19 protein-coding genes and 2 tRNA genes are annotated in these 18,023 nt (G+C 67.4%); 6 read left to right on the forward strand and 15 right to left on the reverse strand.

The window, feature by feature from the left end; translation table 11 throughout:
• Position 1: 1 nt before the first annotated feature.
• From JOF45_RS08045 to rpsB, 5 genes are all read right to left on the reverse strand, one after another.
• Positions 2–955: a phosphatidate cytidylyltransferase gene (locus JOF45_RS08045; RefSeq protein WP_210048965.1), complete on the reverse strand. Its 954-nt coding sequence runs from the start codon at positions 953–955 to the stop codon at positions 2–4.
• Between the two features lie 3 nt (positions 956–958).
• On the reverse strand, positions 959–1,516 hold the full coding sequence (gene frr, locus JOF45_RS08050; protein ID WP_210048966.1) for a ribosome recycling factor: 558 nt from the start codon (positions 1,514–1,516) through the stop codon (positions 959–961).
• Between the two features lie 408 nt (positions 1,517–1,924).
• A complete protein-coding gene (pyrH, locus tag JOF45_RS08055; protein ID WP_210048967.1) occupies positions 1,925–2,647 on the reverse strand; it encodes a UMP kinase in 723 nt (240 codons plus the stop codon).
• Positions 2,648–2,781: 134 nt separating this feature from the next.
• On the reverse strand, positions 2,782–3,624 hold the full coding sequence (gene tsf / locus JOF45_RS08060) for a translation elongation factor Ts (protein ID WP_210048969.1): 843 nt from the start codon (positions 3,622–3,624) through the stop codon (positions 2,782–2,784).
• Between the two features lie 33 nt (positions 3,625–3,657).
• Positions 3,658–4,506, reverse strand: a complete 849-nt coding sequence (gene rpsB, locus JOF45_RS08065; protein WP_210048971.1) for a 30S ribosomal protein S2 — start codon at positions 4,504–4,506, stop codon at positions 3,658–3,660.
• Positions 4,507–5,009: 503 nt separating this feature from the next.
• Between rpsB and JOF45_RS08070 the strand changes: the two genes are divergently transcribed.
• The gene (locus tag JOF45_RS08070; protein WP_210048973.1) at positions 5,010–5,597 is read left to right on the forward strand and encodes a M23 family metallopeptidase; all 588 of its coding nucleotides are present in this window, start codon (positions 5,010–5,012) and stop codon (positions 5,595–5,597) included.
• A 60-nt stretch (positions 5,598–5,657) separates the two neighbouring features.
• On the forward strand, positions 5,658–6,134 hold the full coding sequence (locus JOF45_RS08075) for a maleylpyruvate isomerase N-terminal domain-containing protein (RefSeq protein ID WP_210048974.1): 477 nt from the start codon (positions 5,658–5,660) through the stop codon (positions 6,132–6,134).
• Positions 6,135–6,270: 136 nt separating this feature from the next.
• On the opposite strand, the gene JOF45_RS08080 is transcribed toward JOF45_RS08075, so the two are convergent.
• Together JOF45_RS08080 and JOF45_RS08085 are read right to left on the reverse strand one after the other, a co-directional pair.
• Positions 6,271–7,173 (reverse strand): glycerophosphodiester phosphodiesterase, encoded by a 903-nt coding sequence (locus tag JOF45_RS08080; RefSeq protein ID WP_210048975.1) that lies wholly within the window; start codon positions 7,171–7,173, stop codon positions 6,271–6,273.
• 159 nt (positions 7,174–7,332) lie between these two features.
• Positions 7,333–8,454, reverse strand: a complete 1,122-nt coding sequence (locus JOF45_RS08085) for a glycosyltransferase (protein ID WP_342591439.1) — start codon at positions 8,452–8,454, stop codon at positions 7,333–7,335.
• A 31-nt stretch (positions 8,455–8,485) separates the two neighbouring features.
• Between JOF45_RS08085 and JOF45_RS08090 the strand changes: the two genes are divergently transcribed.
• The 3 genes from JOF45_RS08090 to JOF45_RS08100 are packed head-to-tail and all read left to right on the forward strand — an operon-like array spanning position 8,486 to position 11,032.
• The gene (locus tag JOF45_RS08090; protein WP_210048977.1) at positions 8,486–9,475 is read left to right on the forward strand and encodes a zinc-dependent alcohol dehydrogenase; all 990 of its coding nucleotides are present in this window, start codon (positions 8,486–8,488) and stop codon (positions 9,473–9,475) included.
• A 37-nt stretch (positions 9,476–9,512) separates the two neighbouring features.
• Positions 9,513–9,908, forward strand: coding sequence for a 6-pyruvoyl trahydropterin synthase family protein (locus JOF45_RS08095; RefSeq protein WP_342591440.1), 396 nt, complete (start codon positions 9,513–9,515; stop codon positions 9,906–9,908).
• A complete protein-coding gene (locus JOF45_RS08100) occupies positions 9,905–11,032 on the forward strand; it encodes a glycosyltransferase family 4 protein (protein ID WP_210048978.1) in 1,128 nt (375 codons plus the stop codon). Before JOF45_RS08095 ends, JOF45_RS08100 begins: the two co-directional genes overlap by 4 nt.
• Before the next feature lie 9 nt (positions 11,033–11,041).
• Here JOF45_RS08100 and JOF45_RS08105 read toward each other — a convergent pair.
• The 5 genes from JOF45_RS08105 to JOF45_RS08125 all read right to left on the reverse strand — a co-directional run bounded on the left by JOF45_RS08105 (position 11,042) and on the right by JOF45_RS08125 (position 15,355).
• Positions 11,042–11,118: transfer RNA gene (locus tag JOF45_RS08105), tRNA-Ile, on the reverse strand.
• A gap of 84 nt (positions 11,119–11,202) precedes the next feature.
• A complete protein-coding gene (locus JOF45_RS08110; RefSeq protein ID WP_210048979.1) occupies positions 11,203–12,417 on the reverse strand; it encodes a glycosyltransferase in 1,215 nt (404 codons plus the stop codon).
• Complete coding sequence (locus tag JOF45_RS08115) at positions 12,411–13,109, reverse strand: CDP-alcohol phosphatidyltransferase family protein (protein WP_210048980.1); 699 nt, start codon at positions 13,107–13,109, stop codon at positions 12,411–12,413. The genes JOF45_RS08110 and JOF45_RS08115 overlap by 7 nt, the downstream gene beginning before the upstream one ends.
• A gap of 10 nt (positions 13,110–13,119) precedes the next feature.
• A complete protein-coding gene (locus JOF45_RS08120; protein ID WP_210048982.1) occupies positions 13,120–14,022 on the reverse strand; it encodes a phage holin family protein in 903 nt (300 codons plus the stop codon).
• Between the two features lie 91 nt (positions 14,023–14,113).
• Complete coding sequence (locus JOF45_RS08125) at positions 14,114–15,355, reverse strand: YeeE/YedE family protein (RefSeq protein ID WP_210048984.1); 1,242 nt, start codon at positions 15,353–15,355, stop codon at positions 14,114–14,116.
• 232 nt (positions 15,356–15,587) lie between these two features.
• On the opposite strand from JOF45_RS08125, the gene JOF45_RS08130 reads away from it, so the two are divergent.
• Positions 15,588–16,049 carry an NINE protein gene (locus tag JOF45_RS08130; protein WP_210048986.1) on the forward strand — a complete coding sequence of 154 codons (462 nt, stop codon included), beginning with the start codon at positions 15,588–15,590 and terminating at the stop codon, positions 16,047–16,049.
• 44 nt (positions 16,050–16,093) lie between these two features.
• Here JOF45_RS08130 and JOF45_RS08135 read toward each other — a convergent pair whose 3' ends face one another.
• From JOF45_RS08135 to JOF45_RS08145, 3 genes are all read right to left on the reverse strand, one after another.
• Entirely contained in the window at positions 16,094–16,960 is an 867-nt protein-coding gene (locus JOF45_RS08135) for a siderophore-interacting protein (protein WP_210048988.1), read from the reverse strand.
• Between the two features lie 32 nt (positions 16,961–16,992).
• Entirely contained in the window at positions 16,993–17,868 is an 876-nt protein-coding gene (purU, locus tag JOF45_RS08140) for a formyltetrahydrofolate deformylase (protein ID WP_210048989.1), read from the reverse strand.
• Between the two features lie 73 nt (positions 17,869–17,941).
• Positions 17,942–18,013: transfer RNA gene (locus JOF45_RS08145), tRNA-Asn, on the reverse strand.
• Positions 18,014–18,023: the final 10 nt, after the last annotated feature.

Below are 18,023 nucleotides of genomic sequence, written 5' to 3' on the forward strand. Positions count from 1 at the left end.
TCTACAACCCTAAAGGAACTCCCCCGGATTCTGGGGTCAACGCCACGATGACAAAATAGGCCGCCGGCATCGCGAAGACCAGGGAGTCCAGACGGTCCATCGCCCCACCATGTCCGGGCAGCACGTGGGACATGTCCTTCAGCCCCAGCTCGCGCTTGACCATCGACTCGGAGAAGTCACCGGCGGTCGCGGCGATCACCACGGCCACACCGAGGGCCGCCCCGATGATCAGCGACTCCTCGAAGATGAGCCAGGAGGCCAGCATCCCGACGCCGACCGCTCCGGCCATGGACCCGGCGAAGCCCTCCCAGGACTTCTTCGGACTGACTGTGGGCGCCATCGGGTGCTTGCCGAAGAGCACGCCGGCGATGTAGCCGAAGGTGTCGTTGGAGACCACCAGCAGCACCACGACCACCAGACGCCAGTTGCCCTCTGCGATGCCGAAGAGGCCCGCCTCCGGGCCGGCCTCCAGCAGCAGCACCGCGAAGGAGATCAGGAAGGGCACCCAGCAGGCCACGAAGATCGAGGCCATGATGGAGGGCCCCGGGTCGGAGACCCGGTAGACCGCGGCGAAGACCACGATGGCCACGCAGGTGACCATCAGGGCCAGAGTCAGCGACTCCACTCCCCCGAAGTAGGCGGCGAGAGGCATAGCCGCGGCGCCGAGGAACAGCGGAACCTTGGGCAGCCGCAGCCGCCGCTCCCCCGGGCGCCTGGTCCGGGCGGCCTCGTGGCTCTCCAGCGCACGGGCCACCTCCCAGACCCCCATGCCCAGCAGCACGATGGCCACCAGGATCAGCAGCAGATCGAAGAAGATCAGTCCGACCACGGCCGGCACCAGCAGAGCCAGTCCGGTCAGGATCGCTGCGGGGAGGTCACGGCCGGCTTTGGGAGTGCGCACCTTCTTCTCAGCACTGGGCTGAGTATGCTCCGTCTGGGAGCCGCTCTCTGCCACGGATCAGACCTCGAGGAGCTCGGCTTCCTTGCGCTTGGTCATCTCGTCGATCGTCTCGACGTAGGTCTTGGTCATCTGCTCGAGCTCATCGGTGCCGCGTTTGCCCTCGTCCTCACCGACCTCGCCGTCCTTGACGGCCTTCTCGATGGTCTCCTTAGCCTTGCGGCGGATGTTGCGGATGGAGACCTTGTGGTCCTCACCCTTGCTCTTGACCAGCTTCACGTACTCCTTGCGGCGCTCCTCGGTCAGGTCCGGCATGGTGATGCGGATCTGCTTGCCGTCGTTGGAGGGGTTGGCGCCGATCTCGGAGTCGGAGAGGGCCTTCTCGATCTCCCGCATGGCCGAGACGTCGTAGGGGGTGATCAGGATGGTCCGAGCGTCCGGGGTGTTGAAGGAGGCCAGCTGCTGCAGCGGGGTCGCGGAACCGTAGTAGTCCACCAGAACCTTGGAGTACAGGGAGGGGTTCGCACGGCCGGTGCGCACCGTTCCGAAGTCTTCGGAGGTGGCCTCGACGGCACGCTCCATCAGGTCTTTTGCCTCGGACAGGGTCTCGTCAATCACGTGGATCTCCTTGGGAGCTTCGAAATGTCAGAACACAGTCTACTGGCCGCACGCCAGTCCGTACTTCAGGTGCGCCCGGGGTGGTCCGGCCATCTCAGCAGAGCCTGTGCGGGCCACCTCAGCAGGGCCCCTGAGGTCAGGGACCCGTGCAGGCGCCTGCGCCTGTGCGGGCCACCTCAGCAGGGCCCCTGAGGTCAGGGACCCGTGCAGGCGCCTGCGCCTGTGCGGGCCACCTCAGCAGGGCCCCTGAGGTCAGGGACCCGTGCAGGCGCCTGCGCCTGTGCGGGCCACCTCAGCAGGGCCCCTGAGGTCAGGGACCCGTGCAGGCGCCTGCGCCTGTGCGGGCCACCTCAGCAGGGCCCCTGAGGTCAGGGACCCGTGCAGGCGCCTGCGCCTGTGCGGGCCACCTCAGGGAGTGACCAGGGTGCCGATCTCCTCGCCGAGCAGGGCGCGGGTGATGTTTCCATCTCCCTCCATGCCGAAGACCCGCATGGAGAGGCTGTTGTCGTTGCACATGGTCATGGCGGTCTGGTCCATCACGCGGATGTCCTTGCGTAGCGCCTCGGTGTAGGTGAGGTGGTCCAGCTTCTCCGCCGTCGGGTCCGTCTTGGGATCTGCGGTGTAGACGCCGTCGACTCCGGACTTGGCCATCAGGACCATGTCAGCACCGGTCTCGAGGGCGCGCTGGGCGCAGACGGTGTCGGTGGAGAAGTAGGGCATGCCTGCCCCGGCGCCGAAGATGACCACCCGGTCCTTCTCCATGTGGCGCACTGCGCGCAGCGGGATGTAGGACTCGGAGACCTGCCCCATGGTGATCGCGCTCTGCACGCGGGTGGGCTGGCCGGACTGTTCGAGGAAGTCCTGTAGAGCCAGCGCGTTCATCACTGTGCCGAGCATGCCGATGTAGTCGGCGCGCGCCCGGTCCATGCCCGCGCGGGACAGTTCGGCGCCGCGGAAGAAGTTTCCTCCGCCGACGACGACGCTGACCTCGACCTCTCCACGGACCGCGGCGATCTGTTCAGCGATTCCACGCACAGTGGCAGGATCGACGCCGACGTGACCGCCTCCGAAGACCTCTCCGGAGAGCTTCAGCAGGACTCGACGGCGACGGGGGGCAGGTTCGACAGACATGGGCGGAACTCCTCGAGACATCAGTGGTGGCATACGAAAAGGGGGTGACCACTTCGTAAAGTGGCCACCCCCTCTGTCGTCGTTCAGGCGTCGGGACTCAGTCTAACGTCCCTCGGCCGCAGGTGGTCCCTGGATCAGGAACCGACGCGGAAGCGTGCGAAGGCCTGGGCGGAGACGCCGGCAGCCTCGAGCACCTGCGCCACGGACTGCTTGGGGTCCTTGGCGAAGGGCTGGTCGACCAGCACGTGCTCCTTGAAGTACGCGTTGGTGCGACCTTCGACGATCTTGGAGATCGCCTGCTCCGGCTTGTTCTCTGCGCGGGCGGTCTCCTCGGCGATGCGGCGCTCGTTGGCCACAGTCTCCTCGGGGACCTCGTCGCGGGAGAGGAAGGACGGAGCGATCGCGGCAGCGTGGACTGCGACGTCGTGCGCTGCGGTCTTCGCCTCCTCGGAGTCACCGTCGACGGCGAACAGGACGCCGACCTGAGCCGGCAGATCCTTGGAGGTCTTGTGCAGGTAGGCATCCACGAAGGCGCCCTCGACCTTGGCCAGGCGGCGCACGACGATCTTCTCGCCGAGCACAGCACCGCCCTCCTCCGTCACGTAGTCGCTGACCGTCTTGCCCTCGATGTCTGCCTCGAGCAGAGCCTCGACGGAGTCGAGGTCGTTGGAGACAGCCACTTCGAGGACCTTCTCCGCCAGGCCGACGAACTTGTCGGACTTGGCGACGAAGTCGGTCTCTGCGTTGACCTCGAGCAGGTAGCCCTTGGTGCCGTCGACGACCTTGGCGAGCACGAGGCCCTCAGCGGCCGAACGGCCCTCACGCTTCGCAGCGCCCTTGAGGCCCTTGATGCGGATGGCCTCGATGGCCTTCTCGAAATCGCCGTCGGCCTCGTCCAGAGCCTTCTTGACGTCCATCATGCCGGCGCCGGTGCGCTCGCGCAGGGCCTTGATGTCAGCGGCGGTGTAGTTCGCCATAGAAACGAGCTTCCTTTCCTGGGATTGAGTCGCTTACTTGGCTTCTTCAGCCGGAGCGTCGGTGGACTCTGCGGAGGCCTCAGCGGGCTCCTCAGTGGCGGTGGCCTGCTCGGTGGCGTGCTGCTCGAGCAGCTCGCGCTCCCACTCGGCCATGGGCTCAGCAGCCTGACCGGAACCGCCGCCGCGCTTCTCCTCGCGAGCGATGAGCCCGTCGGCCACAGCGTCGGCGACCACGCGGGTCAGCAGGTCGACGGAGCGGATGGCGTCGTCGTTGCCCGGGATCGGGTAGGCGACCTCGTCCGGGTCGCAGTTGGTGTCGAGGATGGCGATGACCGGGATGCCCAGCTTCTTGGCCTCGTCGACTGCCAGGTGCTCCTTCTTGGTGTCGACGACCCAGATCGCCGAAGGAGTCTTGGTCAGGTTCCGGATGCCGCCCAGGTTGGCCTGCAGCTTGTCCAGCTCGCGGCGGAGCAGCAGCAGCTCCTTCTTGGTGTGGCCGGAGCCTGCGACGTCGTCGAAGTCGATCTCCTCGAGCTCCTTCATGCGCTGGACGCGCTTGGAGACCGTGGCGAAGTTGGTCAGCATGCCGCCGAGCCAACGGTGGTTGACGTAGGGCTGACCGACGCGGGTGGCCTGCTCAGCGATGGCCTCCTGCGCCTGCTTCTTGGTGCCGACGAACAGGATGGAGCCACCGTGGGCAACAGTCTGCTTGACGAAGTCGTAGGCGCGGTCGATGTAGGACAGCGACTGCTGAAGGTCGATGATGTAGATGCCGTTGCGCTCGGTGAAGATGTAGCGCTTCATCTTCGGGTTCCAGCGACGGGTCTGGTGACCGAAGTGCACACCGCTGTCGAGCAGCTGGCGCATAGTGACGACTGGCATTGTCTTTCCTTTCGGTGCCGAGCTTCGAACACAGGTGATCAGCCCATGCAGCGTCGGCGTCATGTATCGGTTGTTCATCAATGGCCCGGATCTCCCGGACTCCTGGCAGAGGAGGGATCTCCTCCCGGTCCCGCCGCACAGCTCCGCCCACGTGGAAGGTGGATGGTGGGAGTGCGGACCGATGGGACCGGCCTTCAGCGTCCTGCGACGCCTCGAGCAGCCTCTGCGCGTAGTCAGTCGAACACCTCGGCCCCGCGAACTGGATCCCAACAGATTCCTTGGTGGAGTCTCTCGGGCAGGACGAACGAGCGTCAGCTTCAACTGCTGGATTCAGTGTACCCGAAGATGGGTCATCTCGCGGCTTCGTCGGAGGGCTCCTCCGTGCTCACGGCACCTGAAGATTCCTCCACAGAATAGGGCACCAGCGACGCCGACGCGCGCGGCCCTCCACAGAACGTGAGGCACTTCTCAATCCTGCCTCTGTGCGCACTGAGACTGGACCCATGGGACCTGAGACTGAAGATCTGCGACCACCGCTCTGCCTGCCGAGCCCACGCCGCGCCACCCTGCTGGTGGGCCTGCTCTGCACCCTCTTCGCGCTCACCGGCTCCGCCGCCTCCTGGGCCTCGCCGCCGCCGTCGAGCCCGACCACCGATGGGGACTGGGAGCTGCCGACGCAGACCGGCACCCCTGAGGTGCTGCGCCCCTTCTCCGCTCCCCCGGCACCGTGGGCGGCCGGCCACCGCGGAGTCGACCTGGGCGCTGGGTCCGCAGGCGCTTCGATCCGGGCGCCGGCGAGCGGGACGGTGAGCTTCACCGGCACCGTGGTGGACCGCGAGGTGCTCTCCATCGATCACGGAGCCGGCTACGTCAGCTCCTTCGAACCGATCGCCTCAGAGCTGGAGGACGGAGAGGCGGTCAGCGCCGGTGAGGTGATCGCTGAGCTGGACAGCTATGAGGAGGGCAGCTCCCACTGCGAAGAGCCCTGCGTGCACTGGGGCGTGAGGCACCACGGCGAGTACATCAATCCGCTGCTGCTCCTCGGGGATCTGGAGCCCTCGATCCTGCTGCCGCTGAACGAGGGCCGGTGACCTGGGGATCAATCGGCCCTGCACTCAGGCTGGTCCCCGTCATGACTGTAGGCTCCACCCATGGAGCAGATGGACCACCTGTCCGCGCTGGCTTCGCTCCAGAGTCGCTTCACCACCGAGCTTGCGGATGCCGACCCTTCCGCTCCCGTCCCCTCATGCGGGTCGTGGACCGTCGCTGAGCTGGCCGACCATCTGGGCAGCGTCCACATCTGGGCAGCCAGCACATGCACCGACCAACTCCCCGAGTCCGACGAGGCTGGACTCACCACCATGGCCGAGCGCTACGCCGCCCGAGCGGACCTGCTGCTCAGCACCCTGCGCGAGGTCTCCCCGCATCAGGAATGCACCACGCGGATCGGCAGAGGCCCCGCCAGATTCTGGCACCGACGTCAGGCCCACGAGACACTGATCCACCTGTGGGATCTGCATACCGCCCTGGCCCTGATGCTCTGGGGCCGTGCCGATCAGGATTCAGTCACCGTCACCGGCGAAGCTTCGGTCGTGGAGACATTCCTGACCGAGGCGCTGACCCCGTGACGCCGAGAGCCCAGTCAGCCGTGAGGCGCTTCCGCAACCGCATTGCGTGGGCACTGCGACGCGTCATCCGCGGCGTCAGAGCGCCCAGAACACCGCGAAGTGCCCACACAACGTATGTGATCCGGTGGGGCCCCGATCAGCCCTGCGGGTGCGGCGGGCGGATCTGGTTGGCGTTCCACCAGATGAGGTCGTCGGGGTAGTCGGTGATGATCGCCTCCACCCCACTCTCAGTCAGAGCTTCCCACTCCTCCTCGTCATTGACCGTCCAGGCGAAGGCGGCCAGACCAGCATCATTGGCTTCCTCGACCCACTCGGGGTTCTCCAACACATCGGCCGCCGCCGGGTTGTAGCCGATGGCCCCGAGCGCATGCGCGGTCTGGATGGCATCCGGGGTGATGTTGCCCAGCACCATGCGCGGAACCTCAGGCATCTGGTGCTGCAGGTTCTCCACTGTGCTCAGATCGAAGCTCTGGACGATGATCTGATCCTCCACCCCGTACTCCTCGATCAGCTCAGCACTGGCAGCGACCTGCTCCGACCCCCAGTCATCCTTGTACTCGAGCAGCATCTGAGCCCCGCTGTGGGAGACATAGTCCAGGACATCCCGGAAGTGCGGGACCTGAGTGCCCGCATAGGAGGGGTGGAACCAGGAGCCGGCGTCGAGTCCGCTGACATAGTCGTAGTCGAGGTCACGGAGGGCGCCGGTGCCGTCCGTGGTCCGGTCCACCGTCTCATCATGGAGGGCGACGATCTCGCCGTCGGCGGTGTAGTTGATGTCGATCTCGAAGTAGTCGGCCCCGCTGGCCACTGAGGAGACGATGGCAGGCATCGTGTTCTCCGGAGCGATCCCGGAGTTGCCCCGGTGCCCCACCACTGCGGCAGCCTCGCCGGGCTCATTGAACTCGTAGGAGGCAGTCCCTGCAGACGGTGTCATATCCGCCTGGGAGGCAGCCTGTGCCGGCTGAGACAGTGCGGCGATGAACGCCGCTCCCGCCACTGTTGCGTACCCATGCTTCCTGAATCGGCGGATGATGCTCATGCGGCCCCTTTCGGAACGTCGTGTGCAGCTGATGGCGATGTGCTCGCCACCCGCTACTCCACCGAGCGCAGTTCAACCCTCAAGAACCTCTTCATGACCACCAGACGACGATGCCGTGTCCACTGGACAAACTCAGGGTCTACTTCCCTTCATGAGCTGTCACCGACGTCCTGCCGCCAGCCTCCGACTCAGGTCCAGCAGCCGCTGGGCCGAGTCTTGCCAACTGAAGTCCAATGCTCGAGTGCGCGCCGCCTGGGAGGACACGTCGAAGACCTGGCGATCCTCCAGCGAGCGCACCGCCCGCGCGAAGGCTTCAGGGTCATCGGCCCCCACCAGCTGCGCAGCGCGCCCCGCAGAGGTTCCCGGACGAGCCGCCGCGAAACCTGCGATCTCGCCGAAGATCGGCAGATCGCTGAGCACCACAGGAGTCCCGTAGGACATCGCCTCCACCACCGGCAGCCCGAAGCCTTCCGCCCGTGAGAGCGTCACCAGGGCCGCGGCTCGGCGCAGCAGGCGCCGGTAGTCCTCCTCGGCGATGCCGTCGTGGAAGACCAGCTGGGCCGGCCGGTGGGCCAGCGCACTCAGCTCAGCCCGGCGCCCGGGCGTGATGGGGCTGCACAGATGAAGCGTGTATCCGGGCAGCTCATTGACCCCACGGATCAGCCCTTCGACGTTCTTGTACTCCATGAACGAGCCCATATAGACCAGTTCTCGGTCCGGCGCGTCGGCGGGATCCCTGGGCTGCTCCACCGGCTGAGCCGCGTTGGAGATGATCTCCACCGGCCTGCGGGTCAGCCGGTGCTGGGCCATCAGGTCTCGGGTGGTCCCGGAGACGGTGGCCACCGCGTCGGCCTGGTTGAGCACCAGCCGCTGCGGCAGATAGCTGAAGTGGTAGAGCCGCCACCCCGCCCGCACCGGGGCCGGAAGATTCCGTGGCGGAGTCCGGTGCTGGTAATAGATCAGGTCATGCAGCGTCAGCACCAGGCGGTAGCGCCGCCCCAGGCTTCCCATCGTCTGCATGGGCGAGAACACGACGTCGGGCCGATGCGGGTTGATCTGCCGGGCCACCAGCGGCTCTCGGGCCGAGGTGGGCGAGCTGATCCGCAGATGAGGAAGCTCCGGCAGCAGGTTCAGCTGCTCGGGATCGCTGATGAGCATGGTCACCTCGACGCCGTCCTGCTCCCCGGCCGCGGCCACCGCCTCCACCAGACTGGCCGTATAGCGAGAGATACCGTCATGGACACGGGTCCGGGTGTACCTGCAGTCGAAGAAGAGTCGCACAGCTCTCATTCTTTCAGGCACCATGAGCCCTATGGGTTCAGCACGTGACGGATGGTCGAGACAGTATTGGACCGAGGCCCCCGGCCAGGGTGCACTGCGGGAGGCCCCGCGCCCTGCTCCCGGCCCCGGCGAGGTCCTGGTGGAGACCATGGTCTCCGGGATCTCCCGAGGCACCGAGACGCTGGTCCACCGCGGTCAGGTCCCGCCGAGCATCGCCCATCTGATGACTGCCCCGCTGCAGCTGGGCGAGCTGCCCTTCCCCGTCTCCCACGGCTACCTCAACGTCGGCACTGTGCTGGAGGGCCCCGAGGAGCTGCGTGGCCGCCAGGTCTTCACCCTGGGCGGCCACCGCGAGCACATCATCGCACCGGCTGAGGACTGCCACCCGCTCCCCGAAGGGTGCCCTCCCGAACGCGCCCTGCTGGCCGGCGCCGCCGAAGTCGGGCTCAACGGTCTCTGGGAGGGGCCGGTGACCGTCGGTGACCGCGTGGCCGTCGTCGGGGCCGGAATGATCGGGCTGAGCACTGCTCTGCTGGCCGATCGGGTGCCGCTGCAGCGCCTCCAGCTGGTCGAGATCTGCCCGCAGCGCCGCGCCGCGGCCACCGCGCTCGGGCTCCACGCCGTCTCCCCCGAAGACGCTCTGGCGGATAACGATGTGGTCCTGCACAGCTCCGCGAGCGCCGCCGGCCTGGCCACCGCACTGAGCCTCACCGGTGACGACGGCGCTGTGGTGGAGCAGTCCTGGTACGGCACCTCCGAGCAGCACATCCCGCTGGGCGCCGACTTCCACGCCCGCCGGCTGCGGATCCTCTCCACCCAGGTGGGCGAGGTCCCCCTGCTGCGCAGGCACCGCCGCAGCCGCCGCGACCGGCTGCGCACCGCCCTGGAGATGCTGGACTCGCGCTTCGACGCTCTGATCACCGGGCGCTCCCCGCTGGAGGACCTGCCACACCTCATGGACGACCTGGCCGGCGGCGGAGACCGGACCCGCCAGACCATCTGCCACGTGATCGAGCACTGACCCCCAACACCACCCACCATCTGCTGAAAGGCATCCCGTGAGCACACACATCTTGCGCCTGACCGTGGACGACCACATCATGATCGCGCACAGCCTCCAGAGCCCGTTCTTCGGCCCTGCCCAGGGCCTGCACGGGGCCACGCTGAGCATCCACGCGACCTTCGAACGGGTCGGCCTGGACGACCACGGCGTGGTCCTGGACATCGGCAGGGCCACCGGTCTGCTCGATGAGACGCTGACGCCCCTGCGCTACGCCAACCTGGACGAGCGCCCCGAGTTCGAGGGAACCTTCAGCACCACCGAGACGATCGTCGAACACATCGCCGAGTCCCTGGCCGCCCGACTTCCCGAGGGCCACGGGCTCCGTGCCGTAGAGGTCGAGGCCGAGGAGCACCCCCGCGCCCGCGCCGGTGTCCGCGTGGAGCTGGTGTGACCACGCTGCTGTGGGTGGAGCCCGATCTGGGCACCGTCAGCGGCGGCCTGCGCTACAACGAGCAGCTGCGCAGCGCACTGGGGGCCTCCAGTGTGCAGAATCCTGTGCTCCGCCTGCCCGGTGATTGGACCGCCCCGCTGGCGGCCGACGGCCCGGCGCTGGCCGCGCAGGTCACCGCCGCTGCAGCAGGGCACGACGCCGACGCTGTGGTCATCGACGGACTGATCGGCTCGGCCTGCCCCGAACTGTTCACCTCCGCTGCGGCGGGAGACAGCGTCCCCTCACCGGCGCGCGTCCTTCTGGTCCATCTCTCAGCCGCCGTGGCCCGCGAGCTGCCCACCGGAGGGACCTCGCCGACCGGCGCGGTTCCGGAGATCCTGCGCCGCGAGCGCCTGGCCGTCGAGGCGGCCGATCACGTGATGACGGTGAGCCGCTGGTCAGCTGATCAGCTGCGGCGCCTCTATGGGCGCGAAGACATCACCGTCGCCCAGCCGGGCACCGCTGCTGCAGCGCCGGCCCAGCCGGCCGCACCACCTGAGCAGCCTGAGTACGCTGAGCGCGCTGACCCACGGTCCCTGCCGGCTGAGCCGAACACGGTGCCGCAGCTGGCCTGCGTCTCGGCCTTCCTCCCGGTGAAGAACCACTCCCTGCTGGCCCCGGCCCTGGAACCGCTGCTGGATATGCCCTGGCAGCTGACCCTGGCCGGACCGCACAGCGGCAGCGCGTACGGGCAGGAGGTGATCCACCAGCTGCAGCACCGCCTCCCCGGACGGGTGCGCACTCTGGGCGTCCTCAGCCCGGCAGAGGTGGAGCAGCTCTGGCGAGAGACCGACCTGGTGCTGCTGCCCTCTGCGGCAGAGACCTACGGGATGGTGGTGGCCGAGGCCTGTGCGGCGGGTGTCCCCTCCTTCATCCCGGCCGGGACCGGAGCAGGCGAGGCTGCCGGAGAGGCCGGCGTCGCGCTGGATCCGCAGCGGCCGCAGGACTGGACCGCAGCGCTGCGCGACTGGCTGAGCAGTCCGCAGAGACGCGCCGAGCTGCGGGCGCGCGCCGGCCGGCGTCGTGAGCACCTGCCCACCTGGGAACAGGCCGCACAGACGTTGCGGTCGCTGCTGGCACAGTGAGCCCGGCGATGGTCGGGGGTGCGGGACTTGAACCCGCGACCCAAGGATTATGAGTCCTCTGCTCTAACCGACTGAGCTAACCCCCGTGGACCGATCCCCGCCGCCGCAGCGGCAGCGTTCAGCGTCGTCCATCCTATCCGAGCCTGAGCGCCCGGACGGTCAGCGGCGACTCAGTCCTCGGAGGACTCCTGATCATACTGCTTGGTGTCCACCCACTCGGCCCCTCGGTAGAGGTCTTCGAAGGCACTCATCGTCTGCAGGATGCTATGCCGGGTGGCCTTCTTCAGACTGTGCAGGCCCATCGCCTCCCGGCGCTGGGGGCTCTGGGTGACCACCTGAGTGAGCTTCTCGGCCAGATCCGCGGCATCCCCCGGAGCGAACAGAAAGCCGTTGCGGCCCGGATCCACCAGATGCGGCAGGGCCAAGGCATCGGCCAGCACCACCGGGGTCCCGGCCGACATGGCCTCCAGGGAGACCAACGACTGCAGCTCGGCAGTGCCCGGCTGGCAGAAGACATCGGCGCGCATATAGGCCCGACGCAGCTCGTCCTCGCCCACGTAGCCGCGCAGATGGACCCTCTCCTCCAGCCCCAGGTCCTGGACCTGCTGGCTCAGCCGGTCACGCTGTTCGCCGTCGCCGAGGATCTCCAGGCCGATGTCCAGGGCCGGATCGGTCTGGGCGATCGCGTCGATGAGCAGGTCCACGTGCTTCTCCACAGCCAGTCGGCCGACGAACAGCACGGTGGGGCGCTGATGCTTCTCGATCTGCTCGCCGGGACGCGGCTGGTAGTGCTCCACGTCGATCCCGTTGGAGAGCGGCAGCACGTGCTCGAAGCCGGCCTTCTCCTCCATCGTCCGCGCAGCCAGCGGAGTGGGCGTGGTGACCACGGCGGCCTTGCCCATCAGCCGGGACATGTCCCGCCAGGAGTTCCGGTGGACGATGTTCCTGAACCACTGCGGGAACGGCAGGAACGGATCCAGGTTCTCCGGCATGAAATGGTTGGTCGCCACAGTGCGGATCCGCCGCTCCTCCGCCGCGAGGATGGCCGCCTTGCCGATCATGTAGTGGCACTGGACATGGACCACATCCGGCTGGATCCCCTCCACCAGTCGAGACATCGCAGGGTTCACCAGCCACGGCAGACACAGCCGGTAGTACTCATGGGTGGGGGCCTTGAAGGAGCGGAACCGATGAACGGTGGCCTCTTCGGTGTGCTGAACAGTGTCCGGACCGGACTCGTTGCGCGCCGCCGCCACGTGGACCTCATGGCCTCGGGCTGTCATGTGCTGGGCGAGCCGCTGGCAGAAGACGGCCGCTCCGTTGACGTCAGGCGGGTAGGTGTCAGCGGCGATGAGGATGCGCAGCTTCTGCTGGGAAGTCACCATGTACGCCTGTCGTCCTCCATCTGGATCTGATCTCGAGGTGGGGGTTCGTCCTTCTGCGACCACTGGTTCCGGCTGCGCGGAGCGATGCCCGCACGGCGGAACCGGCGGGCCTTGGCATGGGCCTGGACCAGGTAGTCCGCTGAGGCCACGATGTGCATCAGACAGCCGGCCGCCAGGATCGCCTCTGCGATATGGACAAGAATGGTACCGCTCAGTCCGGGGATCTGCGCCAGCAGGATCAGCGGCGCGCCCACCAGCAGCCCTGCCGTGCGGAACTTCCCGAGCAGCGAGACCGGCAGCTCCGGGGATCCGCGGAAGAGCAGAACAGCGTTGAGGAACAGGACGACGTCCGGGATGACCACTGCCAGCACGACCCACGTCGGTGCGATGCCGAAGACCACCAGGGTCAGGGTGACGATGGTCAGCGAGAGCCGGTCGGTCAGCGGGTCCAGCCACGTGCCCACGGTGCTCATCTGGTCGAAGCGGCGGGCGATGAAGCCATCCACCCAGTCGGTGGATCCCAGTACGGCCAACACCCAGAAGGCCGTCAGGTAGCTGCCCTGGGCCACCAGCACGACGAAGACGGGTACCAGCAGGAACCGGCAGACGGTCACCACATTGGGCACCGTCCAGAACGTGGCGCGCACAGTGTACTCGAAGCCCTCGCGGGCTCCGGCACCGATGATCTTCACGCGGGAGAGTCTATTTCTTGGTGAGTTCGCGCAGGAACACAGCGCCTGCTGCGGTGGAGGCGCCCAGCACGGCCAGGGGCTTCCATCGGGCGGAGACGAACTCGCCCACCTGAGAATCATCGGCCGTCGGCGCGGCAGAGCCAGTCGGGGCGGCAACGCTCGACGCCGCCCCGGGAGCGGGCTTCGCCGCAGGCTGAGCGGGCGCGCCGTCCTTCGAAGCCGAACGCACCTTGCCGGTGACTCCGGAGACGGCGTCGCGCATCTCCTGCTTCAGCGACTCCTTGTTGCTGCGGGCACGGACCTGGTCCTGCAGAGAACCGATGTGGTCGCGGCGCAGAGCAGTGCGGCGCAGCAGCTCGCGGTAAGTGGGCGCAGTGGGCTCTCCCCCGCCGGGCTGCTTCTTCTCCTCGGCCTTGGCGCGCTTGGCCTCTTCCTTCTGGCGGCGCTTCTCCGCGTCCTGGCGGTCGAGCTCCTTGGGGTCGAAGCCGCTGCCCTGCTTGGCCACGCCCAGGTCCAGCCGCAGGCCGCGCAGGGCGTCCTCCGGGATGAACGGCATGGCCTTCTTCAGCCGCAGATAACCCACCAGCGCGAAGACCAGCGCGATGACCAGGAAGATCCCGGCCACGATCAGCGCGGCGGCCCAGAGCTCGAAGATCAGGGCGAAGGCTGCGACGGCGGCGATGATCAGAGCCACCACGAGGAACGTGACGAACACCAGCCCGACGACCATCAGGGCCGCGGCGATTCCGGCCGCGATGCCTTTGGTCTTCATCTGGCCGATGGCCAGCTGGATCTCGTCATTGATCTGCTTGGGGCCGAGCCTCAGGAGAACCTTGAGGACGTCGAACAACGAAGTCTTCGGAGTGTTGTCCTTGCTCGGCGCGGCATGCTGGGCCACAGGTCGTGCCTCCATCGTGACGGGAGCTGCTGGTATGGGTGCTTCCAAACTACCACCACCGGCCTCTGAGGGAAGGCATGGGCGCATCCTTCTTCGAGGTCAGCCCTCAGCAGACCGAATCGGTGGGCTTGGGATTGACCATCCCCAGCCAGGTCCTGAGCCTCAGCCCGGCCCACGTGCCCACCAGCGCGGCCACGGCCCACAGCCAGCCCGAGACCGATCCGGAGGAGATCCCGCCCAGGTAGGCGCCGATGTTGCAGCCCTCGGCCAGCCGCGCGCCGATGCCCATCAGGACGCCGCCGCAGAACGCGATGCCGGCGTTCCTCCAGTCGATCTTCCGTGAGAAGGCCCAGGCGCCGCCGGCGGCCGCGGCGATGGCGGCACCGACCATGATGCCGATGTTGGTCAGCGAGTTCTTGTGGGACAGGACCGAGCCCTCGAGCATCTCGGCCCAATTGTCCTGCTGCCAGAACTCCCAGCTCTCCGGCTGCAGGCCCACGAGCTGCGGGATCTTCGCGCCCCACACGGCGAAGGCGTTCGTCACGCCCCAGATGCCGCCTGAGGCCCACATGACGGCGCCGCCGAGCACGGCCAGCACCAGGGCGCCGACCCACATGGGCCAGGAGCCGCGGATGGCCCGTAGCCAGCCGGATGCGCTCGGCGGAGCACCGGTCGGCGGCGGGTTGCGGCGGGCCTGGACCGCCCGGGAGACGGCCACGATGACCAGCAGCGCCAGGATGGTGATGCCCCAGCCGCCCACGTGGCCGACATGGTCTGAGAGCAGCACCGGCTCCAGGCCCGGAAGGTCGGAGACCAGCGGGAAGAACAGCCGAGAGGTGTAGATGACCGACCCTGCGACAAAGCCGACGAGCGTGGGCATCACAGTGGAGTTGCCCGACCCCACCGCGAAGAGCGTGCCGGAGGCGCAGCCGCCGCCCAGATGCATGCCCACGGCGAAGATGAAGGCCCCGACGAAGAGGCCGACGCCGATGGTCCCGGCCGACGGCGTGGCCTCGTTGCCGAATCCTCCCCGGCCGGTGGTGAAGAGCAGCATGAAGATCGTGGCGGTGGTGCCCAGCAGCAGCGCGTGGTTGCGCAGCCCGTGGCCGTTGCCCACAGCCATCAGCTGACGCCAGGCGGAGGTGAATCCGAACCGCGATTGGAACAGCGCCACCCCCAAGCCCAGGCCGAGGACGAAGAGCACCCCGAAGTAGAGGCCCTGGTTCGCATCGGCCTGCGCCGTGTTGGAGAAGAAGATCCAGGTCAGCAGCCCGGCTGCGAGCAGCAGGAAGATGCCGATCCTGCCGCGCTGTGGCGGGGCGGCAGGATCCGGCGTCGGGGGCACCACGCAGGTGGGTGCAGGCGTGAAGATCGACGGATCGATCGTGGAGGGGTTGGTCGCCGTATCAGGTTCAGCTCCTCGTGGCGGGGATCCGCGGAGAAAATGCGGCCCAAGAATCGTAGAGGACTGCGGCGACGGCCGGCAGGCGTGCGTCATACGACGTCACACAGTCCCGCTGAGCAGTGCCGCCGATGGCGCCGGAACTGAGACTGGGACGCCTTCAGGATCCAGACGTAGCATGGAAGATGTGACCGCCAGCTTTGACCTCGACGACGACTTCTACGCCAACACCTTCACCGAGGAGGACCAGGCCGCCTTCGAGGCTGAGCCGGAGTCCCCGCGGAAGTTCCTCATCGCCTGGGCGGCGGCGCTCGTGCTGGGGCCCCTCGGGACGCACCGCTACTATCTCGGCCTGATCCCGACCGCGGTGACCAAGTCGCTGCTCTTCGGCTGCGCCGCTGTGTGCGTGGCTCTCGGCTACGTCAACGCCTCGCTGGTGTTCATGGGGGTGGTCACCGCCTGGACCATCGTGGACCTGTTCCTGCTGCTCTCGGGCACGATGCGGGACCGGCAGGAGCAGCGGCTGACCGGCTTCCGGCGGTACGCCGGACCCTGTGCCGCGATCACCGTGATGGTCCTGGTGGGCTTCCTGATCACCGCCCTGGTGGTGGGCACCAGCTCCGGAGTCACCGGAGGCTGAACCAGCGCTCTGGGGCGATCTGGCTCAGGCCGGGTCGGTCTGACTCAGGCTGGGTCGATCTGGCCGACAGGTGTCTTCTTCTCGGCCTGGAACTCGTCCTCTGCCCGGCCGTAGGCCCAGTAGGCCGAGAGGGACATCCCCTTGCGCGGCAGACCCCGCTCCTCCACCAGGGCGCGACGGATCAGTTTCATCTGTTCGCGCTCACCGTGGATGAAGACCTGGATGTCGTTCTCCTCGGCGTCGGGGAGCTCGGCAGTGCGCAGGTAGTCGGCCAGCTGTGTGGCCTCAGGGGTGAAGTCTCCCCCGCGATGGAGCCAGACCACCTCGACGCCGGCCGGAGGGTTCAGCGGAAGCTCCTCGGCGGCGTCGTGGACCTCGAGCACGGCGAGTCCGCGCGCCTGCGGCTCCATGTTCTCCAGGGCCGCGGCGATGGCCGGCAGCGCGGCCTCGTCGCCGGCGAGGAGGTGGAAGTCGGCGTCGCTGCGCGGGGTGTACCCGGCGCCGGGGCCGAAGAAGCTGATCGTGTCCCCGGGCTGGGCGTTCTCTGCCCAGGGCCCGGCCAAGCCCTGATCTCCATGGGTGACGAAGTCCACCCAGATCTGCCGCAGCTGCCGGTCCACGTGACGGATAGTGTAGGTGCGGGTGACCGGCATCTGCTCCACCGGCAGCTCCTCGCGCAGAGCCTCCATGTCATAGGGCCGCTGCAAGCCCAGCGCGGGGTCGGCGAAGAGCAGCTTGATGTACTGATCAGTGCACGGCGTACGCTCCCCTGAGCTCTCTGCCTGGTGGTCGCGGAACTCGATGCCCTCGAAGCCGTCTCCCCCGAGGATCAGGCGCACCATGTGGGGTCTGATCTGCTCGCGGCGGATCACAGTGAGCAGATGCTGGGTACGTGGTCTGCGCTGAGTCATCCCCACTACGGTACAGGAAGGGGAACCTTAGTCTAAAAGACGATCGTTGTGTTTCCGTTCCTCAGAACACGGTCCTCGCAGTGCCATTTCACCGCGCGGGAGAGCACCGAACGTTCGACATCGGCCCCGTAGCGGGTCAGCTGCGCGACGTCGTCGGCATGGGAGACGCGGATGACGTCCTGCTCGATGATCGGGCCCTCGTCCAAGTCCTTGGTGACGTAGTGAGCCGTGGCACCGATGAGCTTCACTCCGCGGTCCTTGGCCTTCTGATACGGGCCTGCGCCGATGAAGGCAGGCAGGAAGCTGTGGTGGATGTTGATGATCGGCACACCCACCTTCTCCAGGAAGTCCTCGGAGATGATCTGCATGTACCGGGCCAGGACCACGAAGTCCACGTTGCCCCGCAGAAGCTCCAGGTGCTGGGCCTCGGCGGCGGCCTTGTCGCCGTCGACCACAGGGACGTGGACGAACGGGATGCCGAAGGTGCGCACGTCCTCCGCCAGGTCAGGGTGGTTGGAGACCACCATGGCGATCTCCATGGGAAGCTCCCCGCGGCGGTGGCGCCACAGCAGGTCCAGCAGGCAGTGATCGGTCTTGGAGGCGAAGATCGCCACCCGCTTGGGCTTATCGGCCTCGGTCAGCGACCAGTCCATGTCGAAGCGCTGAGCCAGCTTCTCCTCGATGACAGCCTCGACCTGCGGCTTGGCCGCCACGAGGCTGGGCAGATGGAAGACGGTGCGCTGGAAGAAGCGGCCGCCTTCGACGCCGGTGGAGTACTGGTCGAGGCTGATGATGTTGCCGCCCAACTCCGAGATCAGGTCGGTGACGGCGGCGACGATCCCTGGCTGATCCGGGCAGCTGATGATCAGCCGCGCGATGTCCTGAGCCTGTGTGGTGGATGAACTCATAGGAACGCCTCTCTCTGTCCGCTGTGCCATAGAAAAGACCCCCACCCCCGAAGGGGTGAGGGTCTCAGCTCTGCTCCCCCAGCTGGATTCGAACCAGCAACCCCTCGATTAACAGTCGAGTGCTCTGCCGTTGAGCTATGGAGGATTGCGACCAG

Source organism: Nesterenkonia lacusekhoensis, from assembly GCF_017876395.1.
Lineage (GTDB): Bacteria > Actinomycetota > Actinomycetes > Actinomycetales > Micrococcaceae > Nesterenkonia > Nesterenkonia lacusekhoensis.